The 21,995-nt window shown below is 70.5% G+C and carries 22 protein-coding genes; 13 read left to right on the top strand and 9 right to left on the bottom strand.

All coding sequences use genetic code 11. The features are described 5' to 3' along the window. The first annotated feature begins 20 nt into the window (after window positions 1–20). The 7 genes from AB0K15_RS40205 (at window position 21) to AB0K15_RS40175 (ending at window position 7,137) form a co-directional block, all read left to right on the top strand. Entirely contained in the window at window positions 21–3,812 is a 3,792-nt protein-coding gene (locus tag AB0K15_RS40205) for a DNA topoisomerase (ATP-hydrolyzing) (RefSeq protein WP_364063340.1), read from the top strand. 101 nt (window positions 3,813–3,913) lie between these two features. Next, window positions 3,914–4,078 carry a hypothetical protein gene (locus tag AB0K15_RS40200; RefSeq protein ID WP_364063382.1) on the top strand — a complete coding sequence of 55 codons (165 nt, stop codon included), beginning with the start codon at window positions 3,914–3,916 and terminating at the stop codon, window positions 4,076–4,078. After that, window positions 4,054–4,260 (top strand): helix-turn-helix transcriptional regulator, encoded by a 207-nt coding sequence (locus tag AB0K15_RS40195; RefSeq protein WP_364063379.1) that lies wholly within the window; start codon window positions 4,054–4,056, stop codon window positions 4,258–4,260. Before AB0K15_RS40200 ends, AB0K15_RS40195 begins: the two co-directional genes overlap by 25 nt. Window positions 4,261–4,528: 268 nt before the next feature. Next, the gene (locus AB0K15_RS40190) at window positions 4,529–5,392 is read left to right on the top strand and encodes a hypothetical protein (protein ID WP_364063337.1); all 864 of its coding nucleotides are present in this window, start codon (window positions 4,529–4,531) and stop codon (window positions 5,390–5,392) included. A gap of 94 nt (window positions 5,393–5,486) precedes the next feature. Continuing rightward, window positions 5,487–5,900, top strand: coding sequence for a PepSY domain-containing protein (locus AB0K15_RS40185; RefSeq protein WP_364063334.1), 414 nt, complete (start codon window positions 5,487–5,489; stop codon window positions 5,898–5,900). After that, window positions 5,900–6,781 (top strand): PepSY-associated TM helix domain-containing protein, encoded by an 882-nt coding sequence (locus AB0K15_RS40180; protein ID WP_364063331.1) that lies wholly within the window; start codon window positions 5,900–5,902, stop codon window positions 6,779–6,781. The genes AB0K15_RS40185 and AB0K15_RS40180 overlap by 1 nt, the downstream gene beginning before the upstream one ends. After that, a complete protein-coding gene (locus AB0K15_RS40175) occupies window positions 6,778–7,137 on the top strand; it encodes a hypothetical protein (RefSeq protein WP_364063328.1) in 360 nt (119 codons plus the stop codon). Before AB0K15_RS40180 ends, AB0K15_RS40175 begins: the two co-directional genes overlap by 4 nt. Window positions 7,138–7,225: 88 nt before the next feature. Here the strand turns inward: AB0K15_RS40175 and AB0K15_RS40170 are convergent, their stop codons facing one another. After that, entirely contained in the window at window positions 7,226–8,530 is a 1,305-nt protein-coding gene (locus tag AB0K15_RS40170) for an RICIN domain-containing protein (RefSeq protein WP_364063325.1), read from the bottom strand. A gap of 54 nt (window positions 8,531–8,584) precedes the next feature. Beyond that, the gene (locus tag AB0K15_RS40165) at window positions 8,585–10,429 is read right to left on the bottom strand and encodes a glycoside hydrolase family 3 N-terminal domain-containing protein (RefSeq protein ID WP_364063322.1); all 1,845 of its coding nucleotides are present in this window, start codon (window positions 10,427–10,429) and stop codon (window positions 8,585–8,587) included. Between the two features lie 462 nt (window positions 10,430–10,891). Here AB0K15_RS40165 and AB0K15_RS40160 point away from each other — a divergent pair, with 462 nt between their 5' ends. Next, on the top strand, window positions 10,892–11,389 hold the full coding sequence (locus tag AB0K15_RS40160; protein ID WP_364063319.1) for a hypothetical protein: 498 nt from the start codon (window positions 10,892–10,894) through the stop codon (window positions 11,387–11,389). On the opposite strand, the gene AB0K15_RS40155 is transcribed toward AB0K15_RS40160, so the two are convergent. The 6 genes from AB0K15_RS40155 to AB0K15_RS40130 all read right to left on the bottom strand — a co-directional run bounded on the left by AB0K15_RS40155 (window position 11,386) and on the right by AB0K15_RS40130 (window position 15,058). Next, entirely contained in the window at window positions 11,386–11,874 is a 489-nt protein-coding gene (locus AB0K15_RS40155; RefSeq protein WP_364063316.1) for a YbaB/EbfC family nucleoid-associated protein, read from the bottom strand. The two genes, AB0K15_RS40160 and AB0K15_RS40155, sit on opposite strands and share 4 nt — an antisense overlap. Then, window positions 11,858–12,220, bottom strand: coding sequence for a YbaB/EbfC family DNA-binding protein (locus AB0K15_RS40150; protein WP_364063313.1), 363 nt, complete (start codon window positions 12,218–12,220; stop codon window positions 11,858–11,860). Before AB0K15_RS40150 ends, AB0K15_RS40155 begins: the two co-directional genes overlap by 17 nt. A 5-nt stretch (window positions 12,221–12,225) precedes the next feature. Then, window positions 12,226–13,320: a C40 family peptidase gene (locus AB0K15_RS40145; RefSeq protein WP_364063310.1), complete on the bottom strand. Its 1,095-nt coding sequence runs from the start codon at window positions 13,318–13,320 to the stop codon at window positions 12,226–12,228. Then, entirely contained in the window at window positions 13,317–13,634 is a 318-nt protein-coding gene (locus AB0K15_RS40140; protein ID WP_364063307.1) for a hypothetical protein, read from the bottom strand. The genes AB0K15_RS40145 and AB0K15_RS40140 overlap by 4 nt, the downstream gene beginning before the upstream one ends. A gap of 81 nt (window positions 13,635–13,715) precedes the next feature. Continuing rightward, a complete protein-coding gene (locus AB0K15_RS40135; protein ID WP_364063304.1) occupies window positions 13,716–14,516 on the bottom strand; it encodes a thioredoxin domain-containing protein in 801 nt (266 codons plus the stop codon). 5 nt (window positions 14,517–14,521) lie between these two features. Beyond that, window positions 14,522–15,058 carry a MauE/DoxX family redox-associated membrane protein gene (locus AB0K15_RS40130; RefSeq protein WP_364063376.1) on the bottom strand — a complete coding sequence of 179 codons (537 nt, stop codon included), beginning with the start codon at window positions 15,056–15,058 and terminating at the stop codon, window positions 14,522–14,524. An 88-nt stretch (window positions 15,059–15,146) separates the two neighbouring features. Between AB0K15_RS40130 and AB0K15_RS40125 the strand changes: the two genes are divergently transcribed. The 4 genes from AB0K15_RS40125 to AB0K15_RS40110 all read left to right on the top strand — a co-directional run bounded on the left by AB0K15_RS40125 (window position 15,147) and on the right by AB0K15_RS40110 (window position 20,204). Beyond that, window positions 15,147–15,977: a glutamate ABC transporter substrate-binding protein gene (locus tag AB0K15_RS40125; RefSeq protein ID WP_364063301.1), complete on the top strand. Its 831-nt coding sequence runs from the start codon at window positions 15,147–15,149 to the stop codon at window positions 15,975–15,977. Further along, window positions 15,974–18,397: an ATP-dependent helicase HrpB gene (gene hrpB / locus AB0K15_RS40120; RefSeq protein ID WP_364063298.1), complete on the top strand. Its 2,424-nt coding sequence runs from the start codon at window positions 15,974–15,976 to the stop codon at window positions 18,395–18,397. Before AB0K15_RS40125 ends, hrpB begins: the two co-directional genes overlap by 4 nt. A gap of 104 nt (window positions 18,398–18,501) precedes the next feature. Beyond that, window positions 18,502–19,416, top strand: coding sequence for an ATP-binding cassette domain-containing protein (locus AB0K15_RS40115; RefSeq protein ID WP_364063295.1), 915 nt, complete (start codon window positions 18,502–18,504; stop codon window positions 19,414–19,416). Then, window positions 19,413–20,204, top strand: a complete 792-nt coding sequence (locus tag AB0K15_RS40110; protein ID WP_364063292.1) for an ABC transporter permease — start codon at window positions 19,413–19,415, stop codon at window positions 20,202–20,204. The genes AB0K15_RS40115 and AB0K15_RS40110 overlap by 4 nt, the downstream gene beginning before the upstream one ends. Before the next feature lie 43 nt (window positions 20,205–20,247). On the opposite strand, the gene AB0K15_RS40105 is transcribed toward AB0K15_RS40110, so the two are convergent. After that, on the bottom strand, window positions 20,248–20,808 hold the full coding sequence (locus tag AB0K15_RS40105; protein ID WP_364063289.1) for a TetR/AcrR family transcriptional regulator: 561 nt from the start codon (window positions 20,806–20,808) through the stop codon (window positions 20,248–20,250). A 45-nt stretch (window positions 20,809–20,853) separates the two neighbouring features. Between AB0K15_RS40105 and AB0K15_RS40100 the strand changes: the two genes are divergently transcribed. Beyond that, window positions 20,854–21,990 carry an FAD-dependent oxidoreductase gene (locus tag AB0K15_RS40100; protein WP_364063286.1) on the top strand — a complete coding sequence of 379 codons (1,137 nt, stop codon included), beginning with the start codon at window positions 20,854–20,856 and terminating at the stop codon, window positions 21,988–21,990. The last annotated feature ends 5 nt before the right edge of the window (window positions 21,991–21,995 follow it).

Raw genomic sequence — 21,995 nt, 5'->3', positions numbered from 1 at the left:
AGCTACCAAGGAGTTCTACCGTGGCACGCCGCAAGGGCACCACCACCAAGGTCGATCCCAGCGCGTTCGACTCCGCCGGGGCCAACGTCTTCGACAACTCGCTCAAGACGGAGATCGAAGACTCCTACCTGGAGTACGCGTACTCGGTCATCCACTCCCGCGCCCTGCCCGACGCGCGTGACGGGTTGAAGCCGGTGCACCGGCGGATTCTCTTCTCGATGCACGAGCAGGGTTACCGGCCGACACACGCCTACGTGAAGTCGTCCCGCGTGGTCGGCGACTGCTTCGTCCGCGGCGCTCTGGTGTCGACCCCGGACGGCTTGCGCCCGGTCGAGGACATCGAAATCGGCGAGCTCGTGCTCGACAGCCGCGGCAAGGCCGTCCCGGTCACCGAGGTCTACGAGAACCCGGTGTCCGAGCTCGTTCGCGTCACCTGGTCGAACGGGCACACGATGACCGTCACCCCGGGCCAGCGGTTCCGGACGGTGGCGGAAGACTCGACGTTGACCTGGACCGATGCCCGCGACCTCACCGGGCGGCTCACCGTCGCCTACGGAAGCGCACGCCGGGCGGACCGGCCCGCGGGTGGCGATCTCTACGCCTACCTCCTCGGCCTGATCACCGCCGAGGGGTTCGCCGTCGACCGGAACCGCGAGGCCGACGGCCGGGTGCGCATCCACATGTGCGACGTCGAGCCGCTCGACGCGGTGCACCAGTGGGCGAAGGACCGCGGGCTCGGCGTGTCCCGCGGCAAGCGCGCCGCAGCCAAGCCGGGGTGGCGCGATCAGCACATCCTCACATTCTCGCGGCACGAAGGCCTCCTCGCCGCGGGCAGCCCCCTCAGCGACGCGAAGATCGTTCCGGCGGAGGTTCTCGCGGATCGGTCGGCCTGGGCGCCGTTCCTGGCCGGCATCTTCGACGGCGACGGCTACATCCGCAAGAACCAGCGGGAGCTCGTCTACGTCAGCACGAGCGAAGCACTCATCCGGCAGGTCTACGCGATGCTCGCGGACTCGGGTATCCACGGGCACCACTGGACCAACCCGAAGTCGGATGGCCACAAAACGCTGCTGGGCCTTTCCATCAGCGGGTCCGATGCCGCAACCTTGGCCTCCATTCTGTTGCCGTGGATCAAAATCGGCTACAAGAAAAGCGATCTCGAAAAGCTCACGGAAATCAGCTACGGCTACGGCGGCAAGCAAGGCCATGACCGATTTCCGAACAAAGCGGTCATGGCCGAATTCTCCGCCGCGCACATCGGCGGCGGCTGGTTCCGCGACACCGAGGGAATCGCATTCCGCGCCTCTTTGTCCACAACGAGTGGAGCGAAAGTCCGCTACGGCAAGGACCGGCACGGCACCGCGCTGGCCGACCGCTCGTTCCCGCTCACGCGGGCACACCAGGACGGGTGGATCGACAAGCTGCGCCGCATCGGATCCCCGCTGGCAGAACGGCTCGACGCGCTGAACGGGTTCTCGTTCCTCGAGGTGGCTTCGGTCGAGCCGGTGGCCCCGGACACCACCTACGACATCCAAGTCGGCACGGATGAGCACGAATTCGTGACCGAAGGATTCGTCGTCCACAACTGCATGGGTAAATATCACCCGCACGGCGATACCGCGATTTACGATGCCATGGTTCGATTGGCCCAGGATTTCTCCCTGAATGCGCCTTTGATCGACGGGCATGGAAATTTTGGTTCCCCGGACGATGGACCGGCTGCTTCGCGTTACACCGAAGCCCGCATGTCCCCCGAAGCCATGCAGCTCGTCGGCGAGCTCGGTGAAGACACCGTCGACTTCCGGCCCAACTACGACGGTTCCCTCGAAGAACCCTCGGTGCTGCCCGCCGCGTTCCCGAATCTGCTGGTCAACGGCACGTCCGGCATCGCGGTCGGCATGGCGACCAACATGATCCCGCACAACCTGGGCGAGGTCATCGCGGCGGCGCGGTGGCTGATCACGCACCCGACGGCGACGCTCGACAAGCTGATGGAGTTCGTGCCCGGGCCCGACCTGCCGACGGGCGGCAAGCTGCTCGGCCTGGACGAGGTGCGCCGCGCGTACGAGACGGGGCGCGGCGTGGTGCGGATGCGCGCGAACGTCGAGACCGGGCCGCTGGAGGGCAGCCGCGGGCGGCAGGCGATCACGGTCGTCGAGCTGCCTTACGGGGTGGGCCCGGAGAAGGTGATCGAGAAGATCACCGACGAGGTCAACAAGTCCAAGCGGCTCACGGGCATCGCCGACGTCAAGGACCTCACCGACCGCGAGAACGGCACGCGGCTCGTGATCGAGTGCAAGGTCGGCGTGAACCCGCAGGCGCTGCTGGCGGACCTGTACCGGCTGACGCCGCTGGAGCAGTCGTTCGGCATCAACAACCTGGTGCTCGTCGACGGCCAGCCGCAGACGCTCGGTCTCAAGGAGCTGCTGGAGGTCTTCCTCCGCCACCGCTACGACGTGGTCACGCGGCGCACCAAGTTCCGCCGCCGCAAGCGCGAAGAGCGGCTGCACCTCGTCGACGGCCTGCTGATCGCGCTGCTGAACATCGACAAGGTCATCAAGCTCATCCGCGAGAGCGAGAACGCGCAGGCGGCCAAGGACGGCCTGATGACGCGCTTCAAGCTCTCCGAGGTCCAGGCCACCTACATCCTGGACACGCCGCTGCGCCGGCTCACCAAGTACGACCGGCTGGAGCTGGAGTCGGAGCAGGAGCGGCTGCGCGAGGAGATCGCGGAGCTCACGAAGATCCTCGAGGACGACTCGGTGCTGAAGAAGCTCGTGTCGTCGGAGCTGGCGAAGATCGCGAAGGACTTCCCGACCGAGCGGCGCACCGCACTGATCGACGGTGACCTCAAGGAGGTGCTGGCGGCGTCGAAGCCGTCCGGGCCGCTGGAGGTCGCCGACGATCCGTGCCAGGTCATCCTGTCAGCCACCGGCCTGGTCGCGCGGACGGCGGCGGAGTCGGAGGAATCGTCGGAGGTCAGGCGGCGCAACGGCCGCGTGAAGCACGACGCCGTGTCCGCCATCGTGCACACGACCGCGCGCGGCCAGGTGCTGCTGGTGACCAGCCGCGGGCGCGCGTTCAAGACGGACGTGCTGCCGTTGCCGGTACTGCCGGAGCAAGCCGGCACGGTCTCGCTGCGCGGCGGCATGGCGGCTCGCGAGCTGGTGCCGCTGGAGAAGGGCGAGACGGTGGTCGGCGTCGCCCCGCTGGGCGAGCAGGCGGCGGGTTCGCCGGGCCTCGCGATCGGCACGCGCGGCGGCGTGGTGAAGGTGGTCGCGCCGGAGTGGCCCGTGCGGTCCGACGAGTTCGAGATCATCACGCTCAAGGCCGGCGACGAGATCGTCGGAGCCACCTGGCTCACCGACGGCGAGGAAACGCTGGCGTTCATGTCGTCCGAAGCATCGCTGCTGCGCTTCGCCGCATCCCTGGTGCGGCCGCAGGGCCTGAAGGGCGGCGGCATGGCCGGCATCAACCTGGGCGCCGGCGCTTCGGTGGTGTTCTTCGGCGCCGTCCGCACCGATGACGACGACCACGGCGAGCCCATGGTCGTCACGGCCACCGGCCAGTCGGTGAAAGTCACGCCGTTCAGCGAGTACCCCGCGAAGGGCCGCGCCACCGGCGGCGTGCGCGCCCACCGGTTCCTCAAGGGCGAGGATTCGGTCGCCGTCGCCTGGATCGGCCCCCGGCCCGCCGGCGCGGCCCGCAACGGCGACCCCGTGGAGCTCCCCGAGGTCGACCTCCGTCGCGACGGCTCCGGCCACGCCCACCCCGGCCCGGACGTCGTGGGCCACACCATCGAGCGAGACTGAGCTCTCTTCGAGCGGGGCACTTGCCAGCCGGCGAGTGCCCCGCTTTTTCGTGTCCCTCGATCGTGCGGTGCGTTATATATCGCCCTGCGATACATTGGAGCATGGTCACCACGCGCGGCATGTCCGAACAGGCGTTTTTCATCCTCACCGCACTCGTCGACGCCCCGCTCCACGGCTACGGCATCGTCGGCGAGGTGAAGACGCTGTCTTCCGACCGCCTCACCCTGCGCGTGGGCACCCTCTGTACGGCGCCCTCGACCGGCTGACCACCGAGGACCTCGTCGAACCCGACCACGACGAGGTAACCAACGGCCGCCTGCGGCGGTACTACCGCCTGACCCCGGACGGCCGGACCGCGCTGACCCTGGAGGCCGAACGACAGGCGGCCAATGCCCGCGTGGCCCACCGACGGCTGGGACTGGGCCTTGCCGGGGAAGGCCCGTCGTGAGCGGCCACGCCGGGCCAGCAGGGCTGCGCACCCACACGCACGGATCCGGGTCAGCGCGAGAAACGACCCCGTTCCACGGAATTTCGCACCGTCACCACACCCCCCCACCGCCGGCAACACCACCAAGCCGACCGAGTACCCAGCCCCCGCCCTGGACCTCGATCGCCGGCTTTGACGATCAAGGATCGGGGTACCGGCCACACAACCGAGCGCCGGCAATGGCGTACGCAGCACGCCGAGCCGGAACCCAAGAGCAAGAGGTGACGACGTGAAACCCCTCGAACTCAGGTATCGCCGGCTCACCCGCGTACTACCGGCGCACTACCGCCAGGCGTGGGAGGACGACATGGTCTCCACATTCCTCGAAGCCACGACCACCCACTCCGAAGACCCGGAGTACGAACTGGACTACGGCCGACCGGACGCCCGAGAGACAACAAGCATCCTCGCTCTGGCACTACGGCTGCGATTGAGCAGCGAAGGACCACCCCGCTACGCACTCGCCGGCGAAGTAGTCCGGCGACTGGCGCTGGCGGGCACAGTCTTCCAAGCCTCGTTGGCACTGATCACCGGAATTCTCCGCCTCACCTGGCCACCACCACTCGTGCGGGAAGCACCGACAACCACCCTCATCCTGGAACTCCTGTGGTTACCCGCACTGGCCGCACTACTGACCGGACGCAGGAAGACCGCCGCAGCGTTCACGACCGCGGCAACCATCGGCACAATTCTGGGCCCCGGAAGCTGGGGCATGATCGTGCTGCAACTCGCGACGCTCGCAGCCATCTCCGCCTACCCCAAGCCCGCGACCGTCCATACGCGACAGTGGCTGGCCGCCACCGGGATCACCGCCGTCGCGGCATTCACCGTGCAATGGCTGGAAGCCGTGGATGAAGTCGCGGTAGCCGGAGTCCTGACAGTCGCCACCGGCCTCATCCTGCTGACCACCGCCCGACCGGCCGCACGCGCGACCTGGCTGGCCGCAGCGACGATCGTCGCGATCGCCGTGCTGGCCACCCTGCCGGACCTCGTCGGGCACCTCCTCCCGATCGCCTGGGCGGTGATCGGAGCCCTCGTCGTCATCGGCACCGCGCTGGCCATCCAAACCAGGGGGACGCACAAGGCCGCTTGAGCAGCATTCGTCACATCCGCAGCTCACCTTGACCCTTTACGCCGGAGTTAAGTAAGGCTAAACCTCACTTCGATCACCGGATCGAGGGGGACGGATGAGCACCGACGAGCTGACGCGCGCCCAGGCGCCGGCCCGCTCCGGCAAGTTCCGACGCTGGCTGAGGCGCAAGCCCGTGCGGCGCGTACTGGTGGTGACGCACCGGTGGACGTCGCTGGTGCTCGGGTTGTTCCTGGTGCTCGAGACGACATCCGGGGCGATCCTGCTCTACCGCGGCGAGTACTTCCGCGCGACGCACAGCGACTTCTACCACCACACGCCCACCGAACACCCGATCAGCCTCCAGCAGGCACGCGACATCGTCGCCACCGCGCACCCGGAGTTCTCCCCCGCGTGGGCGAGCAACGACGGCGGCGTGATCGCGGTCGGTGACCCGGACTTCGCCGAGGCGTACGCCGTCGACCCCGGACCGGCCACATCAACGGCAGCGCCCGGCTCGAGAGCGGGGTGATGGGGTTCCTCGCGAACCTCCGCGACTGCGGCCTGACCTGCGAGGGCTACCCGGGCTACGTGTCGTGGCTCGCCAAGCCCGTGCCGGCGATCGGGTTCGCCTGGCCGCCCGGCACGAACTGGGGGCTGCTGCTCGTGGTCGTGCTCGGGCTGATGATGGTGCTGCTCGCGATCACCGGCATCGTCGTGTGGTGGCCCGGGTTCCGCCGCTTCTCCCACGGCTTCCGCGTCCGCGCGGGCAAAAGCCGTTTCGCGCGCGACTACGACCTGCACAACGTGATCGGCATCGTCGCGGTGCCGTTCGTGCTGATGTGGGGCGTCACGGGCGCCGCCTTCTACCTGCCGCCGGTCAAGGACGCCTGGCTCGCGGTCACCGGCGGGACGGCCGCCGACCCGCAGAAGTATTCGTTCACCGCCCACGCCGCCGCGCCCGGCGACCCGGAAATCGGCATCGACCAAGCCGCCGCGGCTGCGCTCGCCAAAACCCCCGGCGAAATCCGCTACCTGACCACGCCGCAGGACGGCTACTACAGCGTCTCCATCGCCGGCGAGGGTTACCAGCCCTATGGCGCCCGCGCGTTCTTCGGCGGCGACCACACCGTGTACGTCGACAGCCGCGACGCCACCCACATGTCCGATGTGGACGCCCAACCCGAGCCGGGCGCGAACGCCTTCTACGACAGGGTCTTCGAGCCCGCCCACTTCGGCCGGCTCGTCGGCGGCTGGTGGCGGATCGGCTGGTTCGTCCTCGGCCTCGCGCCGCTGGCGTTGATGCTCACGGGGATCTCGACCTGGCTGTTCCGCTCCGGCTCGAAACGCCGCCGACGCAAAGCCCGAGCCCAGGTCAAGACCCCCGCGCAACCACGCCAGGCAACGGCGTGATCGAAACACTGGCCTTCGCCACCACGGTGGTCTGCGTGGCCGGCGGGCTCGCCGTGCTCGGCACCGGGCTCGCCGGCCGCTACCGCCGCGGCAAGACCTTCGCGGCCCTCGCCGTGGTGGAGCTGGCGCTGGTCGTCCAGGCCGTCGCCGACGTCACCGGCCTGCTCACCGGAGACCACCCCGCCGAGCTCGGCACCCACCTCGCCTACCTCGCGACGTCGCTCGTCCTGCTCCCCGCCGCCACAGCGTGGTCGGCCGGCGAAGACGGCCACTGGGGTGCTGTCGTCATCGCCGTCGCGCTTCTCGCGCTCGCCGTCGTCGTGGTCCGCGCCCAAACCACCTGGCGACCGGCGTGAAAAGGGCCGCCCCGGGGCAGGAAACCCCGAGGCGGCCCCGCGCCGGGCCGGCCGCCGCGTCAAGGCGGGCCCGGCACGAACCGGAAACTCAGGCGATCTTGAACGACTGCGCCGCCCCGCCATTGCAAGTGGCCTGCACGAGCTGCACGGAGTCGGCCGTCGAGCCACCCGGCACCGTCAGGCACTTGCCGCTGTGCCGGGCGGTCAGGTGGTAGTAGCCGCTGCCCTCGGACACCGGCAGCCACTGCTGGTTCGCGCCGTTGCTGTAGGACCACAGCTGAATGCCGGCGTTGTCCGCAGTGGACACATCGGTGACGTCGAGCACTTCCGCCGCGTTGCCGCGGTTGTTCACCCGCACGTACCCATCGCTGGTCGGCTGGAACTGGTACTGCTGCGCGTTGGTGGCGTTGCAGGTGTACTGCTGCACCACGGTTCCGTTGGTCGTGCCCGCCGCGGCCGCGTCGACACACTTGCCGGTGGCCTTGTTCACCACCGGGTACCACGCGGTGGACGAGATCCCGCCGGCCGGCGGCGTGGTGCCGCCGTCGCCGGTGGCGCCGCCGAGCCAGCGCAGGCCGTCGAGCACGAAGCGGTTCTGGTCGGGGCTGGCGAACGTCGACGACAGCGCGGTGTTCGTGTCGTAGTTCATCTTGTTGTGGCCGAAGTTCGCGTAGATCATCTTGTAGTTCTTGTTCGTCCACATGATCGGGTAGTACCCGCTGTACCACGTCTGCGACGGGTCGTCGCCGACCGGGAACGTGCCCGGGTCGAGCGAGGCCAGGATCGAGATGTTCGAGTTCTGGCGCAGGTCCTTCTGCCAGGAGTACCACTCGCTCACCGAAGACTGGATCGTCGCCGGCAGGTTCACCGTGGACGGGTGGGTGCGGTTCTCGATCTTCAGCGTCTCACCGGTCGGGCCCCACGAGTTGGAGACGAACCGGCCGGTGCCGAGGAAGTCGTTGTGGAACCAGTTCGCGTACGACGGCGTCGAGCTGTCGTTGTACGCCGTGACGTGGAAGCCGAAGAACCCGCCGCCGGAGTCCATGTAGCGCTTGAACCCGTCGAACTGGGCCTGCGACTGCGGCTGGTCGTCGAGGAACATCACCACCGCGGCCTGCGAGGTGGTCAGCGAGGTGAGCTGGTTCCAGTTGTTGGTGGCCGTGAACGTGTAGCCGTTGGCCGCCGCCTGCTGCTGGAACCACGGGCGCGCTTCGTTCTCGAAGCTGATGTGCGCCGCGTCGTACGTGCCGCTGTAGAACGCGAGCACCTTGAACGGCGTCGCCGCGGCGGCGTGCGGCGTCAGGGCGGGCGAACCGTACGCGAGGCCGAGGCACGCGGCGAAGAACACCAGCGCTTTCCCGACCAGCCCGAACGGGCGTCGTTTGGCGAACATGGGCGATCCTTCCGGTGGGGGATGGGGAGAGGAGGAAGGGTTACTTCTGGTGCATCACCACGGGAAACGCTGGTGGTAGCGCAGCCCGTAGCCGAAGGGGAACAGCGCGGGCTTCCCGTCGCCGACGTTGATCGGCTGCTGGTCGGCGCTGCGCATCCAGGTGACCGGCAGCTTGCCGGTCGGGTTGTAGTCGCCGAAGAGCACGTCGGCGACGCCCTGGCCTTCGCTGCCCGGCAGCCACGATTCGATGAGCCCGGCCCAGTCCGGCAGCTGCTGGGCGATGTCCAGCGGACGGCCCGACACGAGCACGACCACCGTCGGCACGCCCGAGTCGTGCAGCTTCTGCAGCGTCGCGAGGTCGGTGGCGTCGAGGCCCATGTCTCCCGGCCGATCGCCCTTGGTCTCCGCGTACGGCGTCTCCCCCACCACGGCGACGGCGACGTCGAAGGACTTGTCGATCCCGCTGCCGTCCTTGCTGAAGGTGACCGTGGACGAGGGCTTCACGGTCTTCTCGATGCCCTGGAGGATCGTCGTTCCCGGGATGACCGGTCCCGACGTGCCCTGCCAGCCGACGGTCCAGCCGCCGGCCTGGTTGCCCATGTCGTCGGCGCTCTTGCCCGCCACGAAGATCTTGGTACGGCTCTTGTCGAGCGGCAACACGTTGTGCTCGTTCTTCAACAACACCTGGGACTCCCGCACCGCCTGGCGTGCGAGGTTGCGGTGTTCCTGACTGCCGATGGTGCCGAGATAACGCCGATCGGTCAGCGGGTGTTCGAAAAGCCCCAGCTGGAACTTCTTCGTGAGGATGCGGCGGTTGGCGTCGTCGATGCGCGACATCGGCACCTTGCCGTCCTGCACGAGGGTGCGCAGGGTGTCGATGAACTTCTGCCAGTCGTAGGGCACCATCACCATGTCGATGCCGGCGTTGATCGACGCCTCGACCTCGTCGGGCGTGAAGCCGGTCTGGCCGTCGATCTTGTCGACGCCGTTGTAGTCCGAGACAACGATGCCGTCGAAACCGAGCTCCTTCTTGAGAACGTCGGTGACGAGGTATTTGTTGGCATGCAGCTTCACGTCGTTCCAGCTCGAGTAGCTCACCATCACCGAGCCGACGCCGCGCTTCACCGCCTCCTTGAACGGCGGCAGGTGGATCGCGCGCAGCTCCTGCTCGCTGAGCTGGGTGTTGCCCTCATTCACGCCGCCGGTGGTGCCGCCGTCGCCGACGTAGTGCTTCGCCGTCGCCAGCACCGACGCCGGGCCGCCCAGCGAACGGCCCTGGAGCCCGGTGATGATCGACGTCATCTCCGTGGCCAGCTGCGGCACCTCACCGAACGACTCGTACGTCCGCCCCCAGCGGTCGTTGCGCGCCACGCACAGGCACGGCGCGAAGTCCCAGTCGATGCCCGTGCCGGACACCTCTTCCGCCGTGGCGCGGCCGATCTTCTCCACCAGCTTCGGATCGCGCGACGCGCCGAGCCCGATGTTGTGCGGGAACACGGTCGCGCCGTACACGCCGTTGTGGCCGTGCACCGCGTCTACGCCGTAGATCAGCGGGATGCCCAGCGGCGTCGCCAGCGCGGCTTTCTGGAAGCCGTCGTACATGTCGGCCCAGGTGGCCGGCGTGTTCGGCGTGGGCTGCGAGCTGCCGCCCGACAGCAGCGACCCCAGCCGCCCCGTCGTCACGTCCGCCGGTGATTTCACGCCCAGCCGCTCGGCCTGCATCATCTGCCCGAGCTTGTCGTCGAGCGTCATGCGCTTCATCAGATCCGCGACGCGCGCCGAAACGGGCCGCCGCGCATCCTTGTAGGCGGGCTGGTTCCCGGCCAGGGCGGGCGCGTGCGCGCTCACCGTCAGCGCCGCGGCGAGCACCCCCAGCGTGATCGAACGACCGACGCGCATCCGGCTACTCCTCGTCGAGAGACCAAACTTCACGTCTTGAACTAATACACAGGTTTCCCGAGTGGTCCAGACCTTGCGGACAAACCGGTTACCGGTGACCGGGACCGCGGAACGGGCGGACAATGCCGCTGTACCGGGTAATCTGACTCTCGGCCTGGGGAGGGACCATGACTCGCAAATTCGTCGCGCCCGCACTCATCGTGTTCGCCGTGCTGGTGATCGGCGCACTCGTTTACACCTTTTCGCGAACGACGCCGGCGGCACCCACCGCTTCGACCGCGCCGCGGGACTGGGTCACCTACGCCGCACAGGTCGACGGCATCAGCCCCGGCCCGGACCCGGCCTCGGTCGTGATCCACGTGCTGCTGCCCGCCGGCGGCCCCGGCTGCTCCCGTTCACCGCACGTCGATCCGCTGCCCGAAGCGACGGAGACAGCGGACTCGGTGAACACCAACATCGTCTTTGAGTCATCGTCGAGCTCGGTCTTCGGCCTGCCCGGGCCAGCAGCTCGCGGACGTCCCGTTCACCGCGGCGCGCCCGATCGGCAACCGCGCACTGGTGCTGAACAACGAACCCTGGCACCGCACCGGCGCCACGTTCGACCGCTGCGACGAATTCCTCGGCTGCACACCACCCGCCGATCACTGCGCCGACCCGTGGATCGACCGGGCCGTGTTCGACCTCGACGTGCCGGTGAAGCACCTGAACGGGGTGCGCGACGTGCTCGTGTGTGACGGGCGGTGGATGGTGCTCGACCTCAACCGGCACGTCGGGGACTGCCCGGTCGGCAACACGAGCTGCGTCCCCCCGGCCGGGCCGGTGCAGCGTGTCGTCTACTCATGGGACGCGCGGGGCTGGAAGCAGGAGAACGGCGCGAAAACCGGGACCTGCCAAGAAATCCGTGCCGCACTGCCGGCGTTTCCCCAGGCGTTGTGCGGGAAATTGCCGCCGCGCCGTTAGCCGGACCAAGGGGACGCGTTGTCGAAGTACGCATCGTCTTCGGCGGAGGCGGAGGAGCGGTCGGCGGGCCGTCGAGTGGGCCGCGTGAGGCGTTCCGAGCGGAGGCGTTGGAATTCCTCCACCGTCATGCCCGGGTCGTCGTCCGGGGAGCGTGCCGGGGCAGGTTGGCCGGAGAGCTGTTCGATCAGCAGCGTCACATCTTCGCCCAGCTGGAGCCCGACTTTGTTGTAGCAGTCCTGCGTGGCTTCGACCATCGCCAGCTGCGTCACCTCGAGGATCAAGCCGGCCAGCCCCACCGAGTCCGCATCGATCACCGACGGCGCCAGCCACAGCCGGCGCAACGCGCCCAGGGCGTCGACGGTGACCTCGACCGTGCCGTCGAGGGCGTGGGCCGAGCCGCGCGCGTCGGCCATCAGGGTGGCGACCTGGGACAGCGCCGCCGCACGGGCGCGGGCCTGGTCGATCAGGTCACGAGTACTGGGCATCGGGATCATCCTCGGTCAGCCGTTCGTACCCCAGCGACACCAGCTGGTCCTGGTCGAGCACCGGCGAAAGGACCTCGTTCATCCGGTCGCCCGCGCGTCGGGTGGCTCGACCGGACAGCTCCATGATCAACGAAGCCAGGGCGTCCGAGCCGGAACGCAAGGCACTCCGAGAAATCGCCAACCCCACCAGCAAACCGCCAGGTGCCACCGACACGGCGACTCCGTGCGATTCCGCCTTGCCCACCACCGGGCCCGACCGCGAGAACCGCGCGGACGCTTCCACACCGGCACGCGCCGAAGCGTCCGCGATGCGCGCGGCTTCCAGACCGACGTCGAACTCAGCCACAGACCTCACCCCGTCGGCCGGTAGAAACCGATGAACTGCTGCCCCGCGTTCGTCGTGCGGATCTTGCCGACCTGCACCGGATCACCGGCCTCGACCATCTGCCCGTCGCCGATCACCATGGCGACGTGGCCGGACCACACCACGAGGTCGCCGGGCAGCAGCTGGTCGATCGACGGCACCTCCGCACCCACGGTCTGCTGCCGGGCCGTGCGCGGCAGCTGCAAACCCGCGTCCTGGTACGACGTCATCGTCAACCCACTGCAGTCCAGCCCCTGCCCGCGCGCGGTGCCGCCCCACACGTACGGCACGCCGAGCTGCGACAACGCGGCGCGCACGGCCTTCGCGGCCGTCTCGTTCGGAGCCTTCACCGTTCGCCCGCCGGGCAGGTTGATGTCGACGCCCGTGCCCGGCTGCGGCGGAATCGCCACCGGCAGCCGGGGCTTCCCGACGAAACCACCGCCACCGCCGTCGCCCCCGCCGCCGGTGTGCGCACCGTTGCTGTTGAACGACTGCGGCACGTGCGTGGCCGACGCCGAGCTGGTCGTGGTCGCGTCGGACCCACCGAGCTGCCGGCCCAGCGAGGTCAGCTGGTCGATCGTCTGCTCGGAGAACGTGGCCGCCTGCCCGGTGAGCTGCCCGATCTTCGCCTGCAGCTGCAGCAGGATCTGCCGGGCCGCGGCCGCGCGACTCTCCGGCGGCTGGATGCCGTTCACCGCCTGCAGCGCCTTCATCGACGCCGCGATCTCCCGCACGATCTGGTCGCGCACCTGGTCGTTGCGGATCTCGCCGACGTGCAGCGTCTCCGCCGCCACGGCCACGGCGTTCTCGATCCGGGCACTTTCGTCGAGCAGGTCCTGGATCTCCTTCTCCAGGCCCTGCGACGCCGCGGCCGCGCGGTCGGCGGTGTAGCCCGACGCGGAGTTCGCGAGGTTTGCGCGCTGCGCGCCGGCCTGGTCACGGACCTGGCCGACGGACGTCCGCAGCGCCACGTGCCCGTCGCGCGCGCCGTTGATGGCGCCCGGGTCGTGCTCGAGCTTGGCCGCGAACCGGTTCGTGGTGTCCAGCCCGCCGCGCACGACCTGCTCGACTTCGGCGGTCACCGAAGCCTGCGGAGCGCGTCGCCGTGCTCCTCCTCCACCGCGGCGAAGTTGCCCTGCGTACGCCGCGCGGCCTCGCCGACCTGGTGCCACCCGCCGCCGAGGGCGTGCAGCCGCTGCTGCAGCGAACGCATGCGCGCGCCGTACGCGCCGGAGAAGCCGGACTCGTGCCCCAGGTCGGAGAAGCCGACCGTCACGTGCGGCGCGACGTGCCGCGACCCCGCCTGCCGGACGTCGTCGCCGAGTGGATCGACCTGGCGCGCGTACGTCTCGTAGGCGCCGTCGTCGGCGTGAAAACCAGAATGAAAACCGGACACAACCCGCCCCTCCCCTGAGCCGAGAGGGCCAGGTTAACGGACGGGTTGTGCCCGGACAGGCGAAATGACCGGATCAGGTGGTCAGCTGCCGGTGCCGTTCAGCACGCCGGTGAGCCAGTCGCCCTGGGTCGAGATGGCCTTGCCGTTGACCGCGACGGTCGGGGTGCCGAAGCCGACGTTGCCGCCACCGAAGTCCTGCGCGAGGTTCTTGTCGTTCTCGATCTGCTGGAAAGCAGTCTGGATCTGCTGGTCGTAGGTCCCGGCGTTCACCGTCTGGTCGAACTTCGGGTCGGTGATGCCCAGGTCGTGGCCGAGCTTGATCAGCTGCGCCTTGTCGTAGCCGCGCCCGCCCTCTTCCGGCTGGCTCTTGAACAGCGCGTCGTGGAACGCGGTGAACTTCTGCGAGGCGACGGCGGCGAGCGCCGCATTGGCCGAGTCGAGCGAGTAGCCCGGGGGGTCGGAACGGTCGTTGAGCAGCGTCACCATGTGGTACCGGACGGTCAGCTGGCCGCTGTTGATCGCCTGCTCCATCTGCGGGCCGTAGGTGTCCTGCAGCTGCTTGCAGTACGGGCACAGGAAGTCGGCGTAGAGGTCGATCGTCTTCGGCGCGCCGGGCTTGCCGACGGAGACGACCACGCCGTCGAGCTTCTCGACCACGCCGGGGCCGAGCGTCGTGGACGTGGTCGGCGCGATGGCCGTGCCCTCGGTGGAGTTCTTGCTCGAGTTGATCCACAGGACGCCGCCGATCACCACCGCGGCGACGACCACGACCGCCACGACGACGGCGATGATCTTGTTCCGGTCGCTCGAGGCACCCCTCGCCTGCGCGACCGACTTCGCGGCCTGCGCCTGGCGTTGGCGCTTCCGCGCTGCTTCACCCACGGTTCCTATTTCCCTTCAGCGATGCCCGCGTTGTTCGCGAGCGCCGCGGAGCTCCCTGTCTCCGCGGAATCCTCCACCGCCGCGCGCCGCCGTCCCCAGCCGAGCCAGCCGTCGACCGAGAACAACGAGCGCGGACGCACCATCAGCCACACGGCCAGCACCGCGAACCCGGTGTCACGCAGGATCTCCTGCGGGTACTCGGTCTGGCCCGCGGCCACGTGCCCGCCACCGCCGAAGCAGCCGCAGTCGATGCTCAGGCCACGCGCCCAGGACTGTGCGATGCCCGCCACGAGCACGGCCAGCATGACCAGCGCCGCGGTGGCGACCCAGCGGGTGGCCAGGCCGAACAGCAGCAGGAGGCCCAGCACCAGCTCGACCAGCGGCAACGCGGTCGCGACCGGCCGGACCAGCGCGCTGGGCAGCACGTCGTAGGCCTGCACGGCGATGAACGTCTGCCCCGGAGCGGCCAGTTTTATGGCGCCCGAAATGAGCCACACGGCCGCCAGCCCGAGCCGGGCCAGGGTGCCGATCGTGTCGAGCACGGGTTGGGGCAGTCGTCGCACACGCTTAGGCTAGCCGCCGGACCTGAGAACTTCGTGAGTTGTCAACACCCACCGACCGGAGGCGGACATGCGGGCTCGCGCGGTGTTCACCGCCCTGTTGCTGCTGGTCACGTGCGTGGCCTGCGGTCCGGGGACGGTCTCGCCCGGCGATTCGCTGGTCAAACGCGCGCGTGACGGTGACCACCTCACGATCGGGATCCGCTTCGACCAACCCGGCCTCTCGCAGCGCACGATCGACGGCCGGTTCGTGGGCTTCGACGTGGACGTCGCCAAGTTCGTGGCCGGTGAGCTGGGCGTGGACCCGGCCCACATCACGTGGCACGAGACCACGCCGGCCACGCGCGAGTCCGACCTCACCTCCGGCAGCGTCGACCTCGTGGTGGCCACGTACTCGATCACCGACAAGCGCAAGCAGCTCGTGTCGTTCGCGGGGCCGTACTTCGTCACCGGCCAGGACCTGCTGGTGCGGCTCACGTCGCCCGACATCACCGGGCCGGAGAGCCTCAACGGCCGACGGCTGTGCTCGGTCACCGGCTCGACCCCGGCGCAGCAGGTGCGGGACAAGTTCGCGCAGGCCGTGCAGCTCGTCGAGTACCCGCGGTACCCCGACTGCGTCACGGCCCTGCTCGCCGGCCAGGTCGACGCCGTGACCACCGACGCGGTGATCCTCGCCGGCTACGTCGCGCAGGACCCCGAGCTGCTGCGTGTGGTCGGGCACCCGTTCTCGACCGAGCGCTACGGCGTCGGCCTGCGCAAGGGCGACACCGACGGCCAGCACGCCGTGGACGACGCCATCCGCAAGATGGTCTCGGACGGCGACTGGCTGCGGTCGCTGCAGGCCAACATCGGCCCGTCGAACTACCCGCTGCCGAAGCCGCCGGAGATCACCGAGCAGTGAGCCGCCTGGAAAACCTGCCCGACCTGCCGGTTCGCGCGGTGCTGCCCGAGGTGCTGGCGGCGCTCGCGGCCCACGGCACCGCCGTGCTGGTCGCGCCGCCCGGCACCGGCAAGACCACGCTCGTGCCGCTCGCGCTGGAGAACGGCGGGGGCCGCGTCGTGGTCGCCGAACCGCGCCGCCTGGCCGCCCGCGCCGCGGCTTCGCGCATGGCCGCGCTGCTGGGTGAACCCGTGGGCGAGACAGTCGGGTACTCCGTGCGCGGCGACCGGAAGGTGTCGCCGCGCACGAGGATCGAGGTCGTGACGTCGGGGCTGCTCGTGCGGCGCGTGCAGAACGACCCCGAGCTGGCCGGCGTCTCGACCGTGCTGCTCGACGAATGCCACGAACGCCACCTCGACGCCGACCTGCTGCTCGCCCTCCTGCTCGACGTCCGCGCCGGCCTGCGCGAAGACCTGCGGCTGCTCGCGACGTCGGCGACCGTCGCCGCGGGCCGGCTCGCCGAGCTGCTCGGCGACGCGCCCGTGGTGACCGCGCACGCCCGCACCTACCCCGTCGCGCTCACCTACCGCGCGCCCGCCCGCGGCGCGCGGATCGAGGCGACGGTGGCGTCGGCGATCCGGCTGGCACTGTCCGAAGGGGACGGTGACGTGCTCGCGTTCCTGCCCGGCGCCGGAGAAATCGCGCGCACGACCGCGCAGCTGGGTTCCCTCGACGCCGACGTGCTGCCGCTGCACGGCCGCCTCACCGCCGCCCGGCAGGACGACGCGCTGCGGCCGCGCGACCGCAGGCGCGTGGTCCTGGCGACGGCCGTCGCGGAGTCGAGCCTCACCGTGCCCGGCGTGCGGTCCGTGGTGGACTCCGGGCTCGCCCGCGTGCCGCGCGTGGACCACCGGCGCGGCCTGGCCGGGCTGGCGACCGTGCGCGTGTCCGCGGCCGTCGCCGAGCAACGCGCCGGACGCGCGGGCCGCGAAGCACCCGGCCGCGCGTACCGCTGCTGGCCGGAGCACGAGCAGGCGACGCTGCCCGCGTACCCCGAGCCGGAGATCCGCACGGCCGAGCTCGCGCGATTCGCGCTGGAGCTCGCGTGCTGGTCCACCCCGGACGGCAGTGGCCTGGCGTGGTGGGACCCGCCGGGTGAGGGCGCGCTGGCCGCCGCCCGGACGTTGCTGGTCACGCTCGGCGCGACAACCGCCGACGGCACCGTGACCCCGCGCGGGCGCCGGATGGCCGATCTCGGCCTGCACCCGCGGCTCGCCCGCGCGCTGCTCGACGGGTCGGCCGCGGTGGGTACGCGCGCGGCCGCCGAGGTCGTGGCGCTGCTCGACGCGGGGGCACAGCTCACCGACGTCGAGGCCGAGCTTCGCCGCCTGCGCAGCGGCACCGACGACGCGGCCCGGCGGTGGAAAACGGAGGTCCGGCGCCTGGCGGGCCTGGTGAAATCACCTGGCAGCGCGGGCAAACCCGACGCCGCGCTGATCGTCGCCCTGGCCCACCCCGAACGGCTCGCGAGGCGTCGCACAGGCAGCGCGCCGGTGTATCTCATGGCCGGCGGCACCGCGGCGGAACTGCCCGCGGGCAGCGGCCTCGGCGATGCCGAGTGGCTGGCCGTCGGCGAGGCCACCCGCGACCCCGGCCGGGTGCAGGGCACGATCCGGCTCGCCGCCGTCGCCGACGAGACCCTCGCCGTCGGAGCCGCGCCCGCGCTGGTGTCCGAAGTGGACGAAGTCGGGTGGGACGGCGACGTGGTGGCCCGGCACGTCCGCCGGCTCGGCGCCATCGTGCTCGCCGAACGCCCGCTGCGGTCACCGCAACCCGGACTCGTGCAGGAAGCCCTGGTCACCGGCCTGCGCACCGAAGGACTGGGGCTGCTGCGCTGGAGTGAGGACGGCCGGCGCCTGCGTGAGCGGATGGCGTTCCTGCACCGCGTGCTCGGCGCGCCGTGGCCGGCCGTGGACGACACCACTCTGCTGTCCGAAGTGGACACCTGGCTCGACCTCTCCCGTGCCCGCCGCCGCGCGGATCTCGCCGCGGTCGACGCCGGCGCCGCCTTGCGCGGCCTCCTGCCCTGGCCCGAAGCCGCGCGCCTCGACGAGCTGGCACCCGACCGCCTCGAAGTCCCGTCCGGCTCGCGGATGCGCGTCGACTACACCGGCGACCAGCCCGTGCTCGCGGTGAAGCTGCAGGAAACGTTCGGCTGGAGGGCCACCCCGACCGTCGCCGACGGCCGCGTCCCCGTGCTGCTACACCTGCTGTCCCCCGCCGGCCGGCCGGCCGCCGTGACGGCCGACCTGGAGTCGTTCTGGCGCACCGGGTACGCGGCCGTGCGCGCCGACCTGCGCGGCCGTTACCCGAAACACCCGTGGCCGGAAGACCCGGCGACGGCCACACCGACGCGCCACACCACCCGCCGGTCGCGCTGACCCCTGCCGAAGGTCGGGGGTGGCGCGAGCCGGAAGTCCGATGCCCGCGGTGCCCCGCGAACCGCAGACTTCCTCCCGACGGGATCGAACCCATGGGAGGGCACATGATCACGCTTCGCGGACTGACGAAGCGCTACGGGGAGAAGACGGTCGTCGACGGGCTCACGTGCGTGGTCGCACCCGGCAGCGTCACGGGGTTCCTCGGGCCGAACGGTTCGGGCAAGTCGACCACGATGCGCATGACGGTGGGCCTCGACCGGCCCACGGCGGGCAGCGTGCTGGTGAACGGCAAGCCGTACGCCGAGCTCAAGCACCCACTGCGCGAGGTCGGCGCGCTGCTCGAAGCGAAGGCGCTGCACCCGGGCCGCAGCGCCGGGCGCCACCTGCTCGCGATGGCGCGCAGCAACGGCATTCCCGCCTCGCGTGTCGAGGAGGTGCTCGCGACCGTCGGGCTCACCGACGTGGCGGGCAAGCGAGCCGGGCAGTTCTCGCTCGGCATGGGGCAGCGGCTGGGGATCGCGGGCGCGCTGCTCGGCGACCCCGGCGTGCTGATGTTCGACGAGCCGGTGAACGGCCTCGACCCCGACGGCGTGCGCTGGGTGCGCCAGCTCATGCGCTCGCTCGCCGCGGAGGGCCGCACGGTGTTCGTGTCGAGCCACCTGATGAGCGAGATGCAGCTGACCGCCGACCACCTCGTGGTGATCGGCAAGGGCAAGCTGCTCGCCGACGCGCCCGTCGACGAGTTCATCGCCGGCAACTCGCTCAGCTCGGTTTCGGTGCTCGTACCGACGCCGGTCGAGCGCGACACGCTGGCGCGGCACCTGCTCACGCGCGGTGCGGCGGTGGAACCCGGCGAGGCCGGCGAGCTGGTGGTGACCGGCGCCGACGTCGGGGCGGTCGGCGACCTCGCCCACGAGCTGGGCGTGCGGCTGCACGGCCTCGGTGAGCGGACGGCTTCGCTGGAACAGGCGTACATGGAACTGACCGCTTCGTCGGTGGAATACGGGGTGACGGCATGACGACCACGCAGGTACGCGCGGGCGGCGGGCTTACGGGGGCCGTCGCGTCGGAGTGGACGAAGTTCTGGTCGGTGCGCAGCACGTGGTGGAGCCTCGCCGGCGGCGTGCTGCTGATGCTGCTCTACAGCGGCGTTTCCGGGCTGTCACAACGGTTCGGTGACACCGAGCCACCTCAGGGCCCGCACGACATCGTGGTCAACGGCTCGATCTACCTCACCGAGTTCTGCGTGATCGCGGTGGCCACGTTGTTCGTGACCAGCGAGTACGCCAGCGGCAGCATCCGCTCGACGCTGCAGTGGGTGCCGGTGCGCTCGACCGTCGCGCTGGCGAAGGCGGCCGTACTGGTGCCGGTGCTGTTCGCGTACGGCGTGCTGGTGGCACTGCTCGGCATGGCGACCGCGGCGGTGCTGATGCCCGGCGAGGCCCTGACGACGACGTTCGGCGACGGGTTCGCGGCGACCGCGGGCATGGGGGCGTTCTTCGCGCTGCTGGGGGTGCTGTGCGCGGGCATCGGGTTCGCGCTGCGCAGCGCGGCGGGGACGATCGTGGTGACGATGGTGCTGCTGCTGCCGTTGCCGATGCTGCTTTCCGCTTACGTGGCACCGGAGATCATGAACTACTTCCCGGCGTTCGCGGGGCTCAACGGGATGGTGCCCGCGGGGGAGACGAACCCGTTGCTGGGTGGGGTTTCGCCGTACTCGCCGTGGGTGGGGGTGCTGATCTGCCTGGTGTGGGCGGCGGCGGGGTTGTTCCTCGGCGCTTCGGTGCTGAAGCGGCGGGACGCCTGATCGGGTACGCGTTTGGTGAAGGGGTCTCCGCCGAGAGGCCCCTTCACTGCGTGCTGGGGATCCCGAGTCCAGTGAGGACGGCGCGGGCGCCTTCGGCGAGCTCTTCCTTGTCCGGCGGATTCGTCGACCCGGTGCCGGCGAGGGCGTCGAAGATCGAGCCGTCGAGCCAGTTCAGGAGCACGCGGGCGTGGCGCTGGGGGCTCGTCGACCCGGCGGCGCCGAGGAGCGCGACGCAGAGCTCGCGGATTTCGAGGCCGCCCGCGTCGTAGGCCGCGCGCAGCTCCGGACGGCGGGTGGCTTCGAGGGCGAACTCGTAGCGGGCGAGCATGCGGGAGCGGCCGACGGTGATGGCGGCGTGGACGGTCGAGGCGAGGACCTCGGCGATGTCCTTCGCGGCCGGGTCGACGTCCGACTGGTCGAGCTCCACCATGCGCTTGATCGCGAGCTCCAGCAGCGCGGCGCGGGTGCGGGCGTAGTACGACGTCGAGCCCGCCGGCAGCCCCGCGGCCCGGTCGACGGCCCGGTGGGTGAGCCCGCGCATGCCGTCGGCCGCGATCACCTCGATGGCCGCGTCGCCGATCGCCGAAATCCTGTCCACGATCATCACACTACAGGTGTAGAGTCCTCTACAAACGTAGAGGAGGCGGTCATGGAGCCACGGCACGCAGTCGTGATCGGCGGGGGCATCGTGGGGCTGAGCGCGGCGGTCGGGCTGCACCGCACCGGCTGGCGCGTGACGGTCTACGAGCGGGCGCCGGAGTTCTCGGCCATCGGCGCGGGGATCTCGATCTGGCCCAACGCGCAGCGGGCGCTGGCGGAGCTGGGCGTGGACGCGCCGCTGCAGCCCCAGCGCGACGGCGCCCTGTTCGACCCGCACGGCCGCCGGCTGGCGACGTGGAGCCAGGACGCGTACGTGCGCCGCTACGGCCTGCCGCTCGCCGCGATCCACCGCGCGGACCTGATCGCCGCGCTGTGCGCCGAGCTGCCTGAGTCAAGCCTGCACAAGGGGGTCGACGTGCTCTCGGCGACTCCGGACGGCCTGGTGACGCACGCGTCCGGCGCCGTGCGCGCGGACCTGGTGGTCGCCGCCGACGGGATCCACAGCCCGATCCGCACCGCGCTGTACCCGCGCTCGCGCGTGGCCTACAGCCGCGGCACGGCCTTCCGCGGCGTCGCCGAACTGCCCGGCACCGAGTTGAGCCTGCAGTGGGGCCGCGGCACCGAAATCGGCGCCCTCCCCCTGCGTGACGGCCGCGTCTACTGGTGGATCGCCGAGGCCCGCCGGGAAGGCATCCGCCACGCCGACCCACGCGCCTACCTGCTCTCGCGCTACGGCTCGTGGCACGCCCCGATCCCCGCGCTCATCGCCTCCTCGCCCGAGGTGCTGCACCACGACCTGCGCCACCTGGCCGCCCCGCTGCCCTCCTACGCCCACAACCGCCTCGCCCTCCTCGGCGACGCCGCCCACGCCATGCCGCCCTACCTCGGCCAGGGCGGCTGCCAGGGCATCGAGGACGCGGTCGTGCTGGCGGCCTGTCTGGCCATCTCCGACGACGTGGCCACGGGCGTGCGCGAATACGACGCACTGCGCCGCCCGCGAAGCCAGCGCGTCTGGCGAACGTCGATTCGGGCCGGCTCGATGGGCCCGCTCCTGCGCAACCCCGTCGGCGCCGCCGTGCGCACCGCGGTCCTGCGGCTGGCTCCGCCGTCGGCGATGGCCCGGGCGGAGAGCTGGATCAACGACTGGAAGCCGCCACGCCTGCCCCGGCCGGCCGACCTTTCGTAGGCGTT

Origin of the sequence: Amycolatopsis sp. NPDC049253 (assembly GCF_040678995.1) — a bacterium.
Lineage (GTDB): Bacteria > Actinomycetota > Actinomycetes > Mycobacteriales > Pseudonocardiaceae > Amycolatopsis.
The sequence above is the reverse complement of the archived record's forward strand: the minus strand, read 5'-3'. Positions and strand labels throughout refer to the sequence as shown.

Coding starts and splice junctions, on each gene's coding strand:
- AB0K15_RS40100 (WP_364063286.1), top strand. CDS start 20,854: ATGGAGCCACGGCACGCAGTCGTGATCGGCGGGGGCATCGTGGGGCTG.
- AB0K15_RS40180 (WP_364063331.1), top strand. CDS start 5,900: ATGGGGTTCCTCGCGAACCTCCGCGACTGCGGCCTGACCTGCGAGGGC.
- AB0K15_RS40170 (WP_364063325.1), bottom strand. CDS start 8,530: ATGTTCGCCAAACGACGCCCGTTCGGGCTGGTCGGGAAAGCGCTGGTG.
- AB0K15_RS40200 (WP_364063382.1), top strand. CDS start 3,914: ATGGTCACCACGCGCGGCATGTCCGAACAGGCGTTTTTCATCCTCACC.
- AB0K15_RS40165 (WP_364063322.1), bottom strand. CDS start 10,429: ATGCGCGTCGGTCGTTCGATCACGCTGGGGGTGCTCGCCGCGGCGCTG.
- AB0K15_RS40115 (WP_364063295.1), top strand. CDS start 18,502: ATGATCACGCTTCGCGGACTGACGAAGCGCTACGGGGAGAAGACGGTC.
- AB0K15_RS40185 (WP_364063334.1), top strand. CDS start 5,487: ATGAGCACCGACGAGCTGACGCGCGCCCAGGCGCCGGCCCGCTCCGGC.
- AB0K15_RS40125 (WP_364063301.1), top strand. CDS start 15,147: ATGCGGGCTCGCGCGGTGTTCACCGCCCTGTTGCTGCTGGTCACGTGC.
- AB0K15_RS40110 (WP_364063292.1), top strand. CDS start 19,413: ATGACGACCACGCAGGTACGCGCGGGCGGCGGGCTTACGGGGGCCGTC.
- AB0K15_RS40105 (WP_364063289.1), bottom strand. CDS start 20,808: ATGATCGTGGACAGGATTTCGGCGATCGGCGACGCGGCCATCGAGGTG.
- AB0K15_RS40155 (WP_364063316.1), bottom strand. CDS start 11,874: ATGCCCAGTACTCGTGACCTGATCGACCAGGCCCGCGCCCGTGCGGCG.